Source organism: Cellulomonas sp. PS-H5 (genome assembly GCF_019265565.1).
GTDB lineage: Bacteria > Actinomycetota > Actinomycetes > Actinomycetales > Cellulomonadaceae > Cellulomonas.
On the sequence record NZ_JAHVCI010000003.1, the window covers coordinates 91,609 to 108,151 of the forward strand.

Annotated in this window: 16 protein-coding genes and 3 tRNA genes; 9 read left to right on the forward strand and 10 right to left on the reverse strand. The window is 75.9% G+C overall.

Going from position 1 to position 16,543, the window contains the following annotated elements; genetic code table 11:
* The first annotated feature begins 281 nt into the window (after positions 1–281).
* On the forward strand, positions 282–941 hold the full coding sequence (locus tag J5O08_RS21505; protein WP_218705326.1) for a helix-turn-helix transcriptional regulator: 660 nt from the start codon (positions 282–284) through the stop codon (positions 939–941).
* A gap of 115 nt (positions 942–1,056) precedes the next feature.
* Positions 1,057–2,604, forward strand: a complete 1,548-nt coding sequence (locus J5O08_RS20700) for a GAF domain-containing protein (protein ID WP_218705328.1) — start codon at positions 1,057–1,059, stop codon at positions 2,602–2,604.
* 119 nt (positions 2,605–2,723) lie between these two features.
* Here the strand turns inward: J5O08_RS20700 and J5O08_RS02790 are convergent, their stop codons facing one another.
* The gene (locus tag J5O08_RS02790) at positions 2,724–3,329 is read right to left on the reverse strand and encodes a D-alanyl-D-alanine carboxypeptidase family protein (protein WP_218705329.1); all 606 of its coding nucleotides are present in this window, start codon (positions 3,327–3,329) and stop codon (positions 2,724–2,726) included.
* Between the two features lie 167 nt (positions 3,330–3,496).
* Here J5O08_RS02790 and J5O08_RS02795 point away from each other — a divergent pair, with 167 nt between their 5' ends.
* Entirely contained in the window at positions 3,497–3,661 is a 165-nt protein-coding gene (locus J5O08_RS02795) for a hypothetical protein (protein WP_168216895.1), read from the forward strand.
* A gap of 24 nt (positions 3,662–3,685) precedes the next feature.
* Here the strand turns inward: J5O08_RS02795 and J5O08_RS02800 are convergent, their stop codons facing one another.
* The 3 genes from J5O08_RS02800 to J5O08_RS02810 all read right to left on the reverse strand — a co-directional run bounded on the left by J5O08_RS02800 (position 3,686) and on the right by J5O08_RS02810 (position 7,522).
* A complete protein-coding gene (locus tag J5O08_RS02800; protein ID WP_218705330.1) occupies positions 3,686–4,204 on the reverse strand; it encodes a hypothetical protein in 519 nt (172 codons plus the stop codon).
* A gap of 117 nt (positions 4,205–4,321) precedes the next feature.
* Positions 4,322–6,691: a penicillin-binding protein gene (locus J5O08_RS02805; RefSeq protein WP_218705331.1), complete on the reverse strand. Its 2,370-nt coding sequence runs from the start codon at positions 6,689–6,691 to the stop codon at positions 4,322–4,324.
* A 168-nt stretch (positions 6,692–6,859) separates the two neighbouring features.
* Positions 6,860–7,522: a hypothetical protein gene (locus tag J5O08_RS02810; RefSeq protein ID WP_218705332.1), complete on the reverse strand. Its 663-nt coding sequence runs from the start codon at positions 7,520–7,522 to the stop codon at positions 6,860–6,862.
* 181 nt (positions 7,523–7,703) lie between these two features.
* On the opposite strand from J5O08_RS02810, the gene J5O08_RS20710 reads away from it, so the two are divergent.
* Complete coding sequence (locus J5O08_RS20710) at positions 7,704–8,030, forward strand: DUF2087 domain-containing protein (protein WP_308281292.1); 327 nt, start codon at positions 7,704–7,706, stop codon at positions 8,028–8,030.
* Between the two features lie 23 nt (positions 8,031–8,053).
* Here the strand turns inward: J5O08_RS20710 and J5O08_RS20715 are convergent, their stop codons facing one another.
* Positions 8,054–8,392, reverse strand: a complete 339-nt coding sequence (locus J5O08_RS20715) for an STAS domain-containing protein (protein WP_168216894.1) — start codon at positions 8,390–8,392, stop codon at positions 8,054–8,056.
* 128 nt (positions 8,393–8,520) lie between these two features.
* Positions 8,521–8,835, reverse strand: a complete 315-nt coding sequence (locus J5O08_RS20720) for a hypothetical protein (protein WP_255589171.1) — start codon at positions 8,833–8,835, stop codon at positions 8,521–8,523.
* Positions 8,836–8,971: 136 nt separating this feature from the next.
* On the opposite strand from J5O08_RS20720, the gene J5O08_RS02825 reads away from it, so the two are divergent.
* Together J5O08_RS02825 and J5O08_RS02830 are read left to right on the forward strand one after the other, a co-directional pair.
* Entirely contained in the window at positions 8,972–10,012 is a 1,041-nt protein-coding gene (locus J5O08_RS02825) for a response regulator (protein ID WP_218705335.1), read from the forward strand.
* Positions 10,009–11,661: a cell wall metabolism sensor histidine kinase WalK gene (locus tag J5O08_RS02830; RefSeq protein WP_218705336.1), complete on the forward strand. Its 1,653-nt coding sequence runs from the start codon at positions 10,009–10,011 to the stop codon at positions 11,659–11,661. Before J5O08_RS02825 ends, J5O08_RS02830 begins: the two co-directional genes overlap by 4 nt.
* Before the next feature lie 66 nt (positions 11,662–11,727).
* On the opposite strand, the gene J5O08_RS02835 is transcribed toward J5O08_RS02830, so the two are convergent.
* The 3 genes from J5O08_RS02835 to J5O08_RS02845 all read right to left on the reverse strand — a co-directional run bounded on the left by J5O08_RS02835 (position 11,728) and on the right by J5O08_RS02845 (position 12,026).
* Positions 11,728–11,800: transfer RNA gene (locus J5O08_RS02835), tRNA-Phe, on the reverse strand.
* 41 nt (positions 11,801–11,841) lie between these two features.
* Positions 11,842–11,915 (reverse strand) — tRNA-Asp (locus J5O08_RS02840).
* 38 nt (positions 11,916–11,953) lie between these two features.
* A tRNA-Glu gene (locus J5O08_RS02845) sits at positions 11,954–12,026 on the reverse strand.
* A gap of 96 nt (positions 12,027–12,122) precedes the next feature.
* Between J5O08_RS02845 and J5O08_RS02850 the strand changes: the two genes are divergently transcribed.
* The 3 genes from J5O08_RS02850 to J5O08_RS02860 all read left to right on the forward strand — a co-directional run bounded on the left by J5O08_RS02850 (position 12,123) and on the right by J5O08_RS02860 (position 15,516).
* Positions 12,123–12,467 carry a metallopeptidase family protein gene (locus J5O08_RS02850; RefSeq protein ID WP_147796966.1) on the forward strand — a complete coding sequence of 115 codons (345 nt, stop codon included), beginning with the start codon at positions 12,123–12,125 and terminating at the stop codon, positions 12,465–12,467.
* A 165-nt stretch (positions 12,468–12,632) separates the two neighbouring features.
* Complete coding sequence (locus J5O08_RS02855) at positions 12,633–14,543, forward strand: DUF4914 family protein (RefSeq protein ID WP_218705337.1); 1,911 nt, start codon at positions 12,633–12,635, stop codon at positions 14,541–14,543.
* Positions 14,544–14,583: 40 nt separating this feature from the next.
* Complete coding sequence (locus J5O08_RS02860; RefSeq protein ID WP_218705338.1) at positions 14,584–15,516, forward strand: LLM class flavin-dependent oxidoreductase; 933 nt, start codon at positions 14,584–14,586, stop codon at positions 15,514–15,516.
* A gap of 6 nt (positions 15,517–15,522) precedes the next feature.
* On the opposite strand, the gene galE is transcribed toward J5O08_RS02860, so the two are convergent.
* Positions 15,523–16,485 carry a UDP-glucose 4-epimerase GalE gene (gene galE, locus J5O08_RS02865; RefSeq protein WP_218705339.1) on the reverse strand — a complete coding sequence of 321 codons (963 nt, stop codon included), beginning with the start codon at positions 16,483–16,485 and terminating at the stop codon, positions 15,523–15,525.
* Positions 16,486–16,543: the final 58 nt, after the last annotated feature.

The window sequence follows — 16,543 nt, forward strand, 5'->3', positions numbered from 1 at the left end:
GGCCGGGCGCTGACCGCTCGGGCGTCGACCGGCCGGCACCGGACCGGCGGCCGCGCGTCGCGGCGGGGACCCTCCCGCCCGGCGCGCGGCCGTCGTCGCGCGCCCGGCGAGGGGTCGGGCGCGCGGGAGCGACCGCCCCCGCGCCCGGCCGCGACCGCCCCTCCCGCCCGGCCGCTACCACCCCCTGCGCCCGGTGCGTTGCGCAACTGCCTGGTTGTGGTCGCGGCGGGCGGCGTGGCACGCTACGGCAGCCGTCACCCACCCACCCGTCAGGAGGACCCGTGGCCGCCGACCCCCTGTCGCAGGTGTTCGCGGCGCTCGCCGACCCGCTGCGCCGCGACCTGGTGGCCCGGCTCGCGTCCGGCGACGCCACGGTCGGCGCCCTCGCGGCCCCCTACGACGTCTCGCCGCAGGCGGTGTCCAAGCACCTGCGCGTACTCGAGGAGGCGGGGCTCGTCAGCCGTCGGCGGGAGGCGCAGCGCCGGCCCGCGCACCTGGAGACCGAGGTGCTCGACCTGATGACGATGTGGATCGAGCGGAACCGCCGCGAGGCCGAGTTCCGCTACCGGCGGCTGGACGACGTCCTGCTGGGGGAGGGGGAGCTCCGGCCCGAGGGCGGCGGCGCCTCCGCCTCCGCCGTGCGGCCCGCCCCGCCGTCCGCGCCCGCCCGGCCCGCCGCCCCCGCCCCCGCCCCTGCCGCCCCTCCGGCCGTGGGCGACGTCGTCGAGCCCGACCCCGACGCCGCGCCCGGCCCGCGGGTGCGCACCCAGCGGACCCTGCGGTTCCGGATGGACGGCGAGCGGGTGTTCCAGCCGTGGGACCTCGGCGCGCGCGTGGTCATCCCCGACGACGACACGGCGGACGACACGGCGGACGACCCCGCGGGTGACCCCGACCGCGACACCGGGGGCGGCGGCGCGGACCGCCCGCCCCGCCCCTGAGTCCGAACGGCCGCGTTTGCCCGAATCACCCGGTTCGTGGCGCGCGATCCGCTCACGCGGGCTCCGCGGACGTCGATGAGTTCCTCGCAAGGGGTACCGACCCACGAGGAGCCACGTGTTCACCCGCACCCGCCCGCAGCCGCCGACCGCGGCCACCGAGCTGTCCGAGTCCCGCGCGAACATCGACGCCGTCACCGCGGTCGTGCACGCGCTCGCCGGGGCGTCCACGTCCGAGGGGGCGGTCCGCGCGGCGCTCGACGTCGTCCGCGAGCGGTTCGACTGGGCGTACGGCTCGTACTGGCGGGTCGAGGCCGACCGCGCGCTGCACTTCGTCCAGGAGTCCGGGGACGCGGGTGACGAGTTCCGCCGGGTGACCCGCGCGGCGTCGTTCACCGAGGGCGTCGGGCTGTCGGGTCGGGCCTGGCGGCACCGCGACCTGGTGTTCGTGGCGGACCTGGGCGAGCTCACGGACTGCGTGCGCGCCCCCGCGGCGCAGCGGGCCGGCGTCCGGTCGGGGATCTGCTTCCCCCTGCTGGAGAACGGCGTCGTCACCGGCACGATGGACTTCTTCACCACGGAGACGCTCAGCCCGTCCCCGCAGCGCCTCGCGACGCTGCGCAGCATCGGGGTCCTGGTGAGCCAGGCGATCGAGCGGGTCGCCACCGCCGAGCGCCAGGCCGAGGCGCTGCAGGACATCGAGGCGGTCAACCGGGTCATCCACGAGGTCACCGGCGCGCCCACCGCCGAGGAGGCGCTCCACCGCGCCCTCGCGGCCATCCGCGAGGGGTTCGGCTGGGCGTACGGGTCCTACTGGCGGGTCGACGAGCAGCAGCGCGCGCTCACCTTCGTCCAGGAGTCGGGCGACGCGGGCGCCGAGTTCCGCGAGGTGACGCGGGCGGCGTCGTTCCGCGAGGGCGTCGGCCTCGCCGGCCGGGCCTGGCGGGCGCGGGACCTGGTGTTCGTGCCGGACCTCGGCGAGCTCACCGACTGCGTCCGGGCGCCCGCGGCCCAGCGGGTCGGCGTGAAGTCGGGCGTCTGCCTGCCGATCGTCGTGGCCGGGCAGGTCATCGGCACGATGGACTTCTTCGCGACCACCACGCTGACGCTGTCGCAGGGGCGCACGGACGCGCTGCGCAACACGGCGTTCCTGGTGGCGCAGGCGCTCGAGCGGCACGCGGGCGCGGCCCGGCTGCGCACCGCGGGCGAGGAGCTCGTGACGTCGATCCAGGAGGTCGAGCGGAACGTGCTCGCCGCCACGACGGTGGCCACCGACGGCCAACGCCTCGCCCAGGACGCCAACCGGGACGTGGCGGGGCTCGGGCAGTCGAGCGCCGAGATCGGCCAGGTCGTCACCGTCATCCAGGGCATCGCGGCGCAGACCAACCTGCTCGCGCTCAACGCCACGATCGAGGCGGCGCGCGCGGGGGAGGCGGGCCGCGGGTTCGCCGTCGTCGCGCACGAGGTCAAGGAGCTCGCCAACGAGACCGCGGCGGCGACCACCCAGGTCGGTGACAAGGTGCGGACGATCCAGCAGCAGGTCGACGGGGTGATCACGTCGCTGGCGCAGATCGGCGGCGTCGTGGAGCGGATCAACGAGACCCAGCAGACGATCGGCGGGGTGCTGACCGAGCAGGTGGCGGTCACCCGCGCGATCCTCGACTGACCCCGGGCGCACGGCACCCGCCGGGGGCAGTGGAAGGTGGTGACGGACACGCCGACGGCGTGTCCGTCACCACCTTCCACTGTCGGATCGCCGCCCGGTGGCCCCGGGGTCGCATCAGATCAGCCCTCGTACGCCCAGTGCCAGGGTTCGCGCGGGGTGTCCTCGACGAAGCCGTACCGGCCACCGTTCGCGCGCATCCACGACTGCGCCGCGTCGTCCAGCTTCAGGTCGACCGCCATGCCCCAGCCGTGGTCGCTCGTGCCCGGCACCGCGGCGAGGCCGCCCTGCGAGTACAGGCCCTTGCGGGCGGCGACGTCGACCTGGGCCTCGTACGACCGGTAGGAGTCGGTGATGCCGATGGTCACGCCGTCGCGCGCGGCGTCGGCGATCAGGCTCTCGAGCGCGTCGGCCGCCGGCGCCCACAGCCGGTGGCCGGTGCTGCCGACCTCGTGCAGCGCGTCGGCGGGGATCTTCCCGTTGCCGTAGCCGGCCAGCGCGAGGGGTACGCCGTCGGCGTCCCGCGCGGTGCTGGCCCCCACCGCAGCGGGGGTTCCGGTCGCGCCGGCCGCCGCGGTGCCCGAGGCGGCCGGGTCGACGGCCTGCGCGAGCGCCTGCGCGAACGCGGCGTCGCTGGTGGTGGTCGTGGGCGTCGGCGCCAGCGACCCGATGGTCGCCTGGATGGCGGCGATGCGCTGGTTGATCGACGCGAGGCCGTCGAGGCTCATGCGGTGCGGTTCCTCCCCCGGGGTGCACCGTGCCCATCGGCCGGCGGCGGCCCGTCCTGAGGCGCGCGCGGCTCCGGCGGGCGCGGTCCCGCGGGATCACGCGGCAGATCGCGACACGCGGGGTGCGGAACCGGGGCGTGTCGGTGGTCGTGCGTACCGTCGTGGCCATGAGGAGTCAGCGGCACGTGTGCATCTGGTTCGACGACGGCGACGGCGTCGAGCTCCTGTGCGCCTGCGGGACCCGTGCGGTCGCCGTGGTGGACGAGGAGACGGGCGAGCTGGTCGTCGTCGCGACGGTCGAGGAGCCCGCACCCCTGGCCGTCTCGGCCTGACCGGGACCGGGCGGCGGTCGCCGGTCAGCTCACCGGCACCGTGCGCCGCTCGGGCGTGAACGCGTAGAGCACCCCGTCGCGCTCGCCCACCCACCACGCCCCGCACATGACGGTGGCGTCCTGCTCCGCCTCGGCCGGCCACCAGTCGGCCGTGAGCGTCGACACCGACCGGAAGTCCGCCGGGTCGCCCTGCGCCGGGCGGGGCGCCAGCGGGTGCTCCGCCGACACCGGGACGCAGTCGTCCGGCAGGTCGGCGAGCGCGGCGCGCATGGTGACGATCCGCTCGTCCCCGCCCGGGCGCTGCTTGACCCGGACGTCCGTGGCGCCGTCGGGCGCCCACCCCGGGAGCGAGGCGTCGGCCTTCGCGTCCGCGCCGGTGGCGAACGTCGTGGCCCGCGGGTCGGGCTGCCGGCCGAGGGCGTTCGCGACCGCGCCGCCGCACGCGCTGAGCGAGAGCGCCGCGGCGGCGGCGAGCGCCAGGGCCCCGAGCAGCCGGCGCTCGGGCGTGCGCGGCGGGGTGCTGGTGAGCGGGGTGCCGTCCATGCCCTCGACGCTAGGGTCCGGGCCCGCGCGGGCGCGTCGGCTCGGGGGACGGTCGTGCCCGCCGGCCGGTCATCCCGCAGGCGGACCCGCGGCTCCGCCCGGGGGCGGTCCCGGACGTCAGGGCGGCGCCGGGGGAGCGGCCGGGGGAGCCGCGGGCGGCGCCGCCGGGGGCGGCGCGGGCGCCGGTCCCGCCGAGGGCACGATCGTCACCGCGGCGCCGGCCGTGGCGGTGCCGGACGGGCTCTGGCGGAGCACGGTGCCGGCGGCCGCCGGGTCCGGCACCGCCGCGGCGACCGACACCCGGAACCCGGCGCGCTGCAGCGCGGCCTGGGCCCCGGCGACGTCCCGCCCGACGACCTGCGGTACCGGCAGCTGCTTGCCCAGCACCTCGTCCTGGCCCGGGGGCGCGAAGCCGGGCACGGCCTGCCCCTCCAGCGTCGGGATCATGAACGACTTCCAGATCGGCACCGCGACCGAGGACCCGAAGACGTTCCGGATGTACCGCCCGTTGATCGTGATGCGCTGCATGGGCAGCATCCGGTCGGCGAAGCCGACCCACACCGCGGTCGCCCGCAGCGGCGTGTAGCCGACGAACCAGGTGTGCTCGTTGTGGGAGGTCGTCCCGGTCTTGCCGGCCGACGGGAACGGCGGCGGGTCGGTCGCCGCGGTCCCGCTCCACACGTTCTGCAGCGCGTAGGTCACGGCGTCGGCGACGCGCGGCTCCAGCGCTCCCGGCGTGCAGCCGCCCGGCGGCACGGGCAGCGCCTGCCCGTCGGTGTCCGTCACGGACAGGATCGCCACCGGCACGCAGTAGGTCCCGCTGTTCGCGAACGCCGCGAACGCGGCCGCCATCGACAGCGGGGAGACCGAGTTGGAGCCGAGCACGTTGGCGGGCAGCGGGTCGAACGGGCCCTCGCCCGACGAGCCGCCCGGCTTGTGGATGCCGAGGGCGGTCGCGGTGTCGAACACCCCGCAGATGTCGATCTGCGAGGCCATCGCGATGTAGCCCGAGTTCACGGAGTTCCGGGTGGCGTCGAGCACGCTCATCACCCCGCCCGACCGCGGGCCCTCGGCGTTCGCGAACCGGTACTCGGTGCGGGGGTCGAGCCGGGTGCACGAGGTCCGGAACTCGCTGAACCGGTACGAGAACCGGGTGCCGTTCACCCGCTCCGACAGGCTGTGCCCCTCCTTCAGCCACTGGGCCAGGGTGAACGGCTTGAACGTCGACCCGGGCGGGAACCCGCTGCCCCCGCCGTACGCGAAGTCGGTGCTGTAGTTGACGGCGGTCTCGCGGTCCCCGTGGTCCTCGGTGTTGTTGTACCGGCGGTTCTGCGCCATCGACGTGATCTTGCCGGTGCCGGGCTCGACCGTGACCAGGGCGGTCGCGACGCCGGACGGGTCGTCCGCCGGCACGCCGGCCTGGACCGCGGCGGCGGCGAGCGTCTGCTCCCGCGGGTCGAGGGTCGTCGTGATGGTCAGACCGCCGCGGTACAGCCGGTCGACCCGCTCGGCCTCGGTCGCCCCGAACGCCGGGTCGTTGCGGATGACCTTCGTGACGTAATCGCAGAAGTAGCCGGAGCCGGGCACGGTGGTCTCCGCGGCCATGCAGCCGACGGGCCGGGTGTCGACGTGGAGGGTGTCGGCGAGGGGCGTGGCCAGCCCAGCAGCGAGCTCGTCCGCGGTGAGGTGCCCCTGCTCGTGCATCAGCCGGAGCACCAGGTCGCGGCGCTGCTGGGCCGTGTCCGGGTTGCGCACCGGGTCGTACGCCGTCGGGCTCTGCGTCACGCCGGCGATGGTCGCCGCCTCGAGGTAATTCACGTCGGCCGCGGACTTGCTGAAGTACCGGCGCGCCGCCGCCTCGACGCCGTAGGTGTTCACGCCGAACTGGGCGATGTTGAGGTACGCCTCGAGGATCTGGTCCTTCGTCATCTCCTTCTCGAGCGCGATCGCCAGCTTGGCCTCGCGGAGCTTGCGGGCGTAGCCCTCGGGGCCGCTCGCCTCGCGCGCGGCCTCGGCCCCGGCGGGGTCGCCCGCGCGGACGGCCTGCTCGATCAGGACGTTCTTCACGTACTGCTGGGTCAGCGTGGAGGCGCCCTCGGTCCGACCCGAAGACTGCAGGTTGCGGACGAGCGCGCGGACCATGCCCTCCGGGTCGATGCCGCCGTGCTGGTAGAACCGCTTGTCCTCGATGGCGATCACGGCCTGCTGCAGCGGCTCGGCCACCGCCGTCAGCGGGACCACCACCCGGTTCTCCGCCCAGAACGTCGCCAGGACGGTGGTGCCGTCGGACGCGAGGACCGTGGACCGCTCGGACAGCGGCTGCCGCTCGATCTCTGACGGCAGGTCCTCGAAGGCCTCGACCGCGAGGTCCGTGGTGCCGTTCGCGACGGCCACGGTCGGGAGCACCAGCGCGGCGGCGAGCACGCCGCCGAGGACGGCCACGAGGACGAACGCCAGCACCAGCGCGACCGCCCTCGTGACGGTCATGCGCCGGGCGGTTCGACCCCCGCCGGGTGCCATGTGCGCCACGGTAGGGGGTCCGCGCGCAGGTCGCGCCCGGGGGCGGGGTGAGTTCATCCCCGCCGGGTGAGGGCGGAGCACGGGCGACGCGGTGCCGCGGCGCGGGGGTGCCCGGGGTGGGCGCCCCCCGGGGGCTCAGAAGTCGCCGCCCCCGAAGTCGCCACCGCCGAAGTCCCCGCCGCCGACGTCGCCCCAGCCGCCGCCGTCACCGCCCCAGCCGCCGCCGTCCGCGGAGACGTCCCCGCCGTCGCCGTACCCGTCCGCGCCGGCGTCGGAGCCCGGGTCGCCGCCCGCGTCCGCCGCGGCGTCGCCCTGGTCGGACAGGTCGAACAGGCTGTCCGCGATCGCCGTGCCGACGAACGCCCCGGCCACGCTGGCGAGCAGCGAGCCGGCGATCATGCCGCCCATCCCCATGCCGCCGCCCAGGCCCCCGCCCACGCCGCCGGCGCGGCCGAACGACCGCTCCAGCGTGCCCGGCTGCCGCAGCTCGGCCCGGGTGGCCATCCGCGCGAGCGAGCGCGGGTCGTCGTCCGTGGCGCGCTCGGCGGGCGGCACCTCCGCGGCGAGGCCGTCGAGGACCTGCCGGCGCTGCTCGGGCGTCAGCTGCGCGAACGCCTCCGCGTGCGCCTGCTCGATCGCGCGGGGCGGGGCGGTGCGCAGCAGGTACCGGTACCGCTCGATCGCGGCCTGGTCGGGGTCGGCGGGCGGTCGCGCGTCGGCCGGGCGTGCGCCGTACGGCTGCCGGTACGGCTGCTGCTGCCGGGGCTCGCGGCCCAGCAGACGGTCCAGGAAGCCCATGGTCGTCCCCTCTCGTCGTCGTCCCCGGGTCGAACGCCCCGGTCGGGGCGCCGGTTCCAGCGCCGGTCCGCGCCGGTCCTCCCGGCATCATCACCCGGTTCTCGCGAAGCCACCCGATGGATCGGGCGGGCTCGCGAGAATCGGGTGGGAACCCGGCGCGGCCGCTGCCTACGCTGCCGGGGTGGCTGACGACGACGCACGCGCGGGTGCCCGGCCCGCGGCCCCGACGACCCCGCCCGCCGACCCCACGCGGTTCCTGGTGCGCGGGCGGCTCGAGAACCTCCCCCGGCGCCGGGCGGACCGCGACCTCGTGCTGCGGTGGGTGGCGCAGGGCGCGCTGCCGCTCGAGGAGCCCGTCGGCGAGCGGCTGCTGACCGACCGGCTCGCGGAGCTGGCCCGCGACCCGGTGGGTCTGCGGCGGGAGCTCGTCGAGGCGGGCCTCGTCACCCGCACCCGCGACGGCGCGGAGTACTGGCGGACCCGCGTGACGGAGTTCGACCCGCTCTGACCGCCCGGCCCGCCCGGCGTGCGTCAGGTGAGCGCGGCGAACGCGTCCGCGACGGTCTCGTGCGGCGGCAGCACCCGGATCATCGTGGTCAGGGTCAGCACGTCGAGCACCTGCCCGGTGGGTCGCGCGATGGTGAGGTCGCCGCCGGCGGTGCGCGTCGCGCGCAGCCCGGCGACGAGCGCCCCGAGGCCCGACGAGTCCAGGAACGTCGTCTCCTCCAGGTCGACGACGAGCTTGGTGCGCCCCTGCTCGACCAGGTCGGCGACCACCGCGCGCAGCTCCGGGGCGTCGCCGGCGGTCAGCCGCCCCCGGGGCCGCAGGACCACCACGGGCCCCCCGATCCGCTGCACCGCGATCTCCACGTCCGCCCCTTCCGCCGCGCGCCGGCGTGCGCCGACCCGCCCCAGCGTAGGCAACCGCGCCGGGCCGTGCGGCGCGCGTCCAGGTGCTGCGACCTGAACCGACCCGACGCGGCCCGACGCCGCCCCCCTCACGCGTCCGGCCGGACCCGGGCCTCGTGCTGCGGCAGGTCGTCGTCGCCCAGGTCGGTCCGCCAGGCGCCGACCACCCGCAGCCCCGCCACGTCGAGGTGCGGGGCGATGATCTCGGCCAGCGGCGTCGGCCAGTCCGGCGCGCTCAGCCGCTCCCGCCCCAGCGGCTCGCCGTCGCCGTCCCGGACCGTCAGCGTCCACACGAGGTCGCCGTCCCCGGACGCGTCGGGCGAGTGGACGGTCACCGTCCGGGCCCGCGCGAGGGTCACGTCGTCGAGCGCCGCCAGGCGCGGCAGGTCCGAGTGGTGCGGCATCGTCGCCTCCCCGTCCGATGACGGCATCATGCGCGCGGCCCTCGCGGCCCGACCGCCGCCGCGCGGGTGAATCTGCGAGCATGGCCGGGGCGGGCCGCCGGACCGTCCGGCCACGTGCACCACCTGGGGGGACTGCTTGACGGGCTCTGCGCTCCGGGTCGTCGTGCTGGACGACGACCCCGACGTCGCGGCGTACACGGGGACCGTGCTCGAGCGCCGCGCGGGCTGCGAGGTGGTCGTGCTGCACGACGCCTCGGACATCGCGGGCACGCTCGCGCGGTTCGACCCGGACGTCGTGGTGACCGACATCGAGATGCCGGGCACGTCCGGCCTGGAGCTCGCGGGCCTGCTGCGGGAGCGGACGCCGGACGTGGGCGTCGTCGTGATGACGGCGCACGTCTCCGTCGAGTACGCGGTCGGCGCCCTGCGGCAGCGCGCCGACGAGTTCCTCACCAAGCCGGTCCCCGCGGGCCAGCTCGTCGAGGTGGTGCGCCGGCTGGGCGAGCGCCGCCGCGCCGCCCTGGCCGCCCGGCCGGTGGTGCTCGCGGTGGGCGCCCACCCGGACGACGTCGAGATCGGCGCCGGCGGGATCCTCGCGGCGCACCGGGCCGCCGGGGACGCGGTCGTGATCCTCACGCTGTCCCGGGGTGCCCGGGGCGGGGACGTCGCGGACCGGGAGGGCGAGTCGCGCGCCGCGGCCGGGCTGATCGGCGCGCGCCTGCTCCTCGAGGACCTGCCGGACACCCAGGTCCCGGTCGCCGGGCCGACCCTGGACATCGTCGAGCGGGTCGTCGCCGAGGTGCGGCCGTCGGTGGTCTACACGCACAGCGCCAACGACCGGCACCAGGACCACCGCGCGGTGCACGACGCGACCATGGTCGCGACCCGCGGGATCGGCATGGTCGCCTGCTTCCAGAGCCCGTCGGCGACCGTCGACTTCCGACCCAACCGGTTCGTCACCGTCGACGACCACCTGGAGACCAAGCTCGCGATGCTGGCGTGCTTCGCGTCCCAGGCGGGCATCCGGGACTACCTCGAGCCCGACTTCGTGCGCGCGACGGCGCGGTACTGGTCCCGGTTCGGCACCGGGCGCGCGGTGGAGCCGCTGGAGATCGTCCGGGACACGGGCGGCCCGGGCCCCGGGGCGGTCCCCGGGGGTGCGGCGGGCGCGGCGTGACGTCCCGGCCGCGTGACCGCACCGTGCTGCTCAAGCACGCCCCGACGCTCCTCGCCGTCCTGCTCGGGGGCGCGCTCGCGGCCGCGGCCCCGGGGTCGGCGGTGACGGACCCCGGCGCGGTGCTCGCCGGGGCGCTCGTCCTGGCGGTCGCCACGGCCGTCGCCGTCGTCGCGGCGCTGCACCCGCCGGCCGCCACGCGCCGCGCCGCCGACGCCTGGGCCGCGGGGGACGGCTGGGCGGTTGCGGTCCCGCTCGCGTCGGTGCTGGCCGTCGGGCTCCTGCGCGCCGGCACCGGTGGCTCCGGCTCGCTGTTCGGCGCGGTGCTGGTGCTCCCGGTCATCTGGATCGCCGCCGAGCCCGGGCGGTGGGCGGTCGTGCTGGCCGCCGTGGCGTCGTGCCTCGCGCTGCTGCTGCCCGCCCTCCCGTGGCAGGCCGGGCAGCCGGACGACCTCGCGTGGTGGCGCGCGGGGTTCGCCCCGGTCGTCTACGCCCTCGCCGCCCTCACGGTCAACGAACTGGCGCGCCGCCTGCGCGGGCACCTCGCGCGGCTGCGCGACGCCGACCGGCTCACCCGCAGCGTGCTCGACGCGGTGACCGAGCAGGCCGTCGTCGGCACGGACCCGGACGGGCTCGTCGACGTGTGGAACCCTGGCGCCGAGCGGCTGCTCGGCCGGACCGCCGCCGAGGCCCAGGGCGTCCTACGCGCCGACGCCCTCGTCCAGCCGGCGGAGCTGCAGGAGCGCTGGCGCCGGGCCGGCACCGTCACGCCGTTCGCGGCGCTCGTGGCGGACGTCGCACCCGGCCGGCCCGAGGCGTCCGAGTGGACCTGGCTGCGCCCCGACGGCACGCCGGTGCCGGTGCAGGTGTCGACCACGGTCCGCGTGGACGGCGAGGGGCGGCCCGCCGGCTACCTGTTCGTCGCCACGGACGCCACGGCCGTGCACGAGGCCGCGCGGCTGCAGGACCAGTTCACCGGGATGATCTCGCACGAGCTCCGGACGCCGGTCAGCGCGGTCGTCGGCCACCTCGACCTGCTGCGGGACGACCCGCTCACGCCGGACCAGCAGCGGTCCGTCGAGGTCGCCGAGCGGAACGCCGGTCGGCTGCTGCGGCTGGTGGACGACCTGCTGTTCACCGCCCGGGTGGACGCCGGGCGGTTCCCGCTCGCGGTGGCCGACGTCGACGTGGCGGAGGTGGCGCGCGCGGCGGTCGAGTCGGCGCGCCCGGCCGCGGACCGCGCCGGCGTCGCTCTGGCGCTCGACGTCCCGGACGGTCCGGTGCCGCTGCGGGCCGACGCGGTCCGGCTCGCGCAGGTGTGCGACAACCTGCTGTCGAACGCGGTGAAGTTCACGCCCGCCGGGGGCACCGTCACGGTCCGCGTCGCGGCGACCGTCGACCACGTCCGGCTGGCGGTGGCGGACACCGGGCTCGGGATCCCCGCGGACGAGGTCGACCGGCTGTTCTCCCGGTTCTTCCGGACGACGACGGCGACCCGGAACGCCGTGCCGGGCGTCGGGCTGGGGCTGGCGATCACCCGGTCGGTCGTCGTGGCGCACGGCGGCGTGATGGAGGTCACGAGCACCGAGGGGGAGGGGACCACGTTCACGGCGGTCCTGCCGCGCCGGCGCCGGGTCCCGGCGGCAGGCTGAGCCCCCGGGCGAGCCCCGAGAACGACGAAGCCCCGCGTCGCCTGGGGCGATGCGGGGCTTCCTCGGTGGCTCCGACCGGCGTCGATCCGGTGACCTTTCGATTTTCAGTCGAACGCTCTACCAACTGAGCTACAGAGCCTTGATACGACGACACCGGCCCAGTGGACCGGTGTGATCGAGCGACCCCGACGGGACTTGAACCCGCGACCTCCGCCGTGACAGGGCGGCGCGCTAACCAACTGCGCTACGGGGCCTCGTTGTGAGACCTATTCTTCCACATGCACGGAGCTCGTACCCCCAACGGGATTCGAACCCGTGCTACCGCCGTGAAAGGGCGGGGTCCTGGGCCGCTAGACGATGGGGGCTCGCGCCCCTGACGTCGAGGCGTCTTCAGACCGAGGAAGACTCTACGGGTAGGTCTGCGGATCCTCCAAATCGGCGAGGATGGACCGGTGATCGACATGTCGCGCGAGGACTTCGAGGACGCCGTCCGGGACGGTCTGGACCGCATCCCCGACGAGCTCGCCGCCCGGATGGACAACGTCGTCGTGCTGGTGGAGGACGACGCGCCGGCCGACGACCCCGACCTGCTCGGGCTGTACGAGGGGGTCCCGCTCACCGAGCGCGGCGAGTTCTGGGCCGCCGGCTCCCTGCCCGACCGCATCACGATCTTCCGCCGGCCGACGCTCGCGATCTGCGCCGACCGCGAGGAGGTGGCGGAGGAGGTCGCGGTGACCGTGGTCCACGAGATCGCGCACCACTTCGGCATCGACGACGAGCGGCTGCACGAGCTGGGCTGGGCGTGACGCGGCGGTCCGGCGCCTGAGTGGGGGCCAAGGTCCCGTCCGGGGCGACCCGCACGCTCGTAAAGTCCGGGTCAAGCGCGCCCTCGCGACCCCCGTCGCACCGCGGCGCGCCCCGGGGCACCCGTCGCGGCCGCCCCGCGGCCTCGACGCGTAGGGAGCCCCACCATGACCGCGGACCTGACCCTGGACCTGTCCTGCGTGCACCTGGCGCGGGACGTCCGCGCCGCCCTCGACGCGAGCCCCCGCGTGATCGTGCCGCAGACGCGGGCGGAGCTGTACGAGCTGGCCCTCGGACCGGACGGCGGCCCGACCTTCGCCGTCGAGTACGACGTGGACGGGGCGCCGTACCGGGAGGCGGACGTCGCCCGGTGCCGGAACGGCCTCGCGGTGAACTACCCCGAGGACTACATGCGCCGCCGCGACCCGGACTGCATGCGGATCGCGGACGGTCTGCCGACGGACAAGCCCCGGTACAGGGACGTCTACGGCGAGGACTTCGACCCGGTGCGCGCGGAGACGCTCGCGTGGCTCGCGACGCAGGAGCTCGTCGTGGTGCCGTTCCGCGCGGGCGGCCCCGCGGTCGGGTACCCGTCGCTCGCGATCTGCCCGGCGAACGCCGCGTTCTTCGCGCTCACCCTCGTCGACCTGCAGGGCTGGGTGACGTTCGAGGAGCTCGGCCCGTTCGACCCGCGGTCGATCCTGTACGTCGCGCCGCCGTTCCGGCACACCCGGTTCGGCGGCCGGCAGGTGGTCGTCCACGACCGGTCGGAGCGGCTGCACGAGGTGTGGGCCTACAACCTGTACCCGGGGCCGAGCGCCAAGAAGGGCGTGTTCTCGGTGCTGCTCGACATCGGCGAGCGGGAGGGCTGGCTCACCGCGCACGCCTCGTCGGTCCGGGTGACCACGCCGTACGAGAACGAGACCGTGATCATGCACGAGGGCGCGTCGGGCGGCGGGAAGTCCGAAATGTGCCAGGAGATCCGGCGCGAGGACGACGGGCGGATCCTCGTCGGCACGAACGTGGTCCGGGACGAGCCGTACCACCTGACGCTCGGCGAGACGTCGGCGCTCGCGCCGGTCACCGACGACATGACGCTGTGCCACCCGTCGGTGCAGGGCGGGGACGGCCGTCTCACGGTCTCCGACGCCGAGGCGGGCTGGTTCGTCCGGGTCGACAACCTCACGGCGTACGGCGAGGACGTCGCGCTGGAGCGGGCGGTCATCGAGCCCGACCAGCCGCTGGTGTTCCTGTCGATCGACGGCGTCCCCGGCGCCACGGCCCTGCCGTGGGAGCACACGCTCGACTCCACGGGGCGGCGGTGCCCGAACCCGCGCGTCGTCATCCCGCGGTCGTCGATCAAGAACGTGGTCGCCGAGCCGCAGCCGGTCGACGTGCGCACCTTCGGAGTGCGGATGCCGCTGTGCACCCGGGACGCGCCCACCTACGGGATCATGGGGATGATGCACGTGGTGCCGCCCGCGCTGGCGTGGGTCTGGCGGCTGATCGCCCCGCGCGGCGACAAGAATCCGTCGATCGGGGAGAGCGCCGACGTCACCGCGGCGCTCGCGCACGGCGGCATGGTGGCGGAGGGCGTCGGCTCGTACTGGCCGTTCTCGACGGGGACCAAGGTCGCGGCGGCGAACCTGCTGCTGCGCCAGCTGGTGGCGAACGACCGGACCCGGTACGTCCTGACCCCGAACCAGCACATCGGCGCCTACCACGTGGGGTTCTCGGCCGAGTGGCTCACCCGGGAGTACCTGGCCCGGCGCGGCGGCGGCCGGATCCGGCGGGAGCAGCTGGCGCCCGCGCGGTGCGCGCTGTTCGGCTACCGGCCCACCGAGATGAAGCTCGACGGCCAGCAGATCCGGCCGACCCTGCTCCAGCCGGAGTACCAGACGAACGTCGGCGCGGAGGCGTACGACGCGGGCGCCGCGGTGCTCCAGGGCTTCTTCGCGAGCGAGCTGCAGCAGTTCCTCACCGACGACCTCGACCCGCTGGGCCGGCGGATCATCGAGGCGTGCCTCGCCGGGGCCCCGGTCGAGGCGTACGAGGAGCTGACGCCGCTGCACCTGTAGCCGCACCGGGGCCGCGCGCGGCGTGGCTACGCTCGGGTGCGTGACCGCCGAGACGACCCACGCCGCCCGCCCCGCCCGCCCGCGCCTCGGCGTGGTGCTCCTGCCCCAGCAGCGCTGGGCCGACGCGCGGCACACCTGGCGGCGCGCCGAGGAGCTCGGCTTCGACCACGCGTGGACCTACGACCACCTGGCGTGGCGGACGCTGGCCGACGAGCCGTGGTTCGCCACGGTCCCGCTGCTCGCGGCGGCGGCCGCCGTCACCGAGCGGATCCGGCTCGGCACCTGGGTGGCGTCGCCGAACTTCCGGCACCCGGTGCCGTTCGCCAAGGACGTCATGGGGCTCGACGACGTCGCCGGCGGCCGGTTCCTGCTCGGGCTCGGTGCGGGTGGCGAGGGCTTCGACGCCGGCGTGCTCGGCCCGGCGCCGACCCGCGGCGAGCGCACCCGCCGGTTCGAGGAGTTCGTCGAGCTGCTGGACCGGCTGCTGACCCACCCGGTGACCGACCACGAGGGCACGTTCTACGAGGCGCACGGCGCCCGGATGCACCCGGGCACGATCGCCCGGCCCCGCACGCCGTTCGTCGTCGCCGCGGGCGGCCCGCGCACGATGGCCCTGGCCGCGCGGTACGGGCAGGGCTGGGCGACCTACGGGCCGGTGTTCGCGCCCGACGAGCAGCCCGCGTCGCCGGCCGCCGCGCAGGAGGCGTGGTGGGCGGGGCTCGCCGAGCAGGTCGACCAGCTGCGGGAGATCGCGGGCCGGCTCGCCCCCGACGGCCGCGTGCCGGAGCTGTACCTCAACCTCGACGGGGCGCCCGTGTTCTCGCTGGAGTCCGCCGCGACGCTCGTCGAGGGCGTGGAGCGCGCGGCGGACCTGGGGTTCACGGACGTGGTGGTGCACTGGCCCCGGGCCGAGGGCATCTACGCGGGGTCCGAGGACGTGCTGACCGAGGGGCTGTCCCGCCTGGGGCGGTGAGGACCGTCAGCGGGCCTGCCGCGCCTGCCACGCGCTGGTGACCATCTCCGTCAGCGTGTGCCGCATGACCCAGTCGAGGTCGCGGGCCGCGGCCTCGCCCGACGCGACGATCCGCGCCGGGTCGCCCGGCCGCCGGGGGGCGACCTCGGGCTCGAACGCGATGCCCGTGCCCTCCGCCATCGCGGTCATGATCTCCCGCACGGACACGCCGTCGCCGGAGCCGAGGTTGTAGACGCGCTGCAGCTCGCGGCCCTCGGTCAGCGCGCGCGCCGCGGCGACGTGCGACGTGGCCAGGTCGGCGACGTGCACGTAGTCGCGCACGCAGGTGCCGTCGGGGGTGTCGTAGTCGTCGCCGTTGATCCGGGGCGTGCGGCCCTCGGCCAGCGCGTCCAGCACCAGCGGGAACAGGTTGTGCGGGCTGGTGTCGGCGAGCTCGGGCGTGCCCGAGCCGACGACGTTGAAGTAGCGCAGCGAGGTGTGCGCGAGGTCGGTCGCCCGGCCCTGGTCGCGGAGCAGCCACTCGCCGATGAGCTTCGACTCGCCGTAGGGCGACTCGGGCGCGGTCGGGGTGTCCTCCGTGACCAGGTCGACGTCGGGAGTGCCGTACACGGCGGCGCTCGACGAGAACACGATCCGCCGGACGTCGGCGGCGGCCATCGCCTCGAGCAGGCGCGCGGTGCCGGTGACGTTCTGCTCGTAGGTGTGCAGCGGGCGCTGCACCGAGACGCCGGCGTACTTGAACCCGGCCAGGTGCACGACGCCGGTGACGTCGTGCTCGCGGAGCGCCGCGGCGACCAGGTCGGCGTCGAGGATCGAGCCCTGCACGAACGGCACGTCGTCGGGGACGAACTCCCGGTGCCCCGAGGACAGGTCGTCGAGGACGACCGCGCGCATCCCCACCTGCCGGAACGCCCGCACCACGTGCGAGCCGATGTACCCCGCGCCTCCGGTCACCAGCCACGTCGTCATGGGTCCAGCGTAGCCCGGCCGGCGGGCGGTCGTGGTGCTTCCTGATCGATCGCGATCG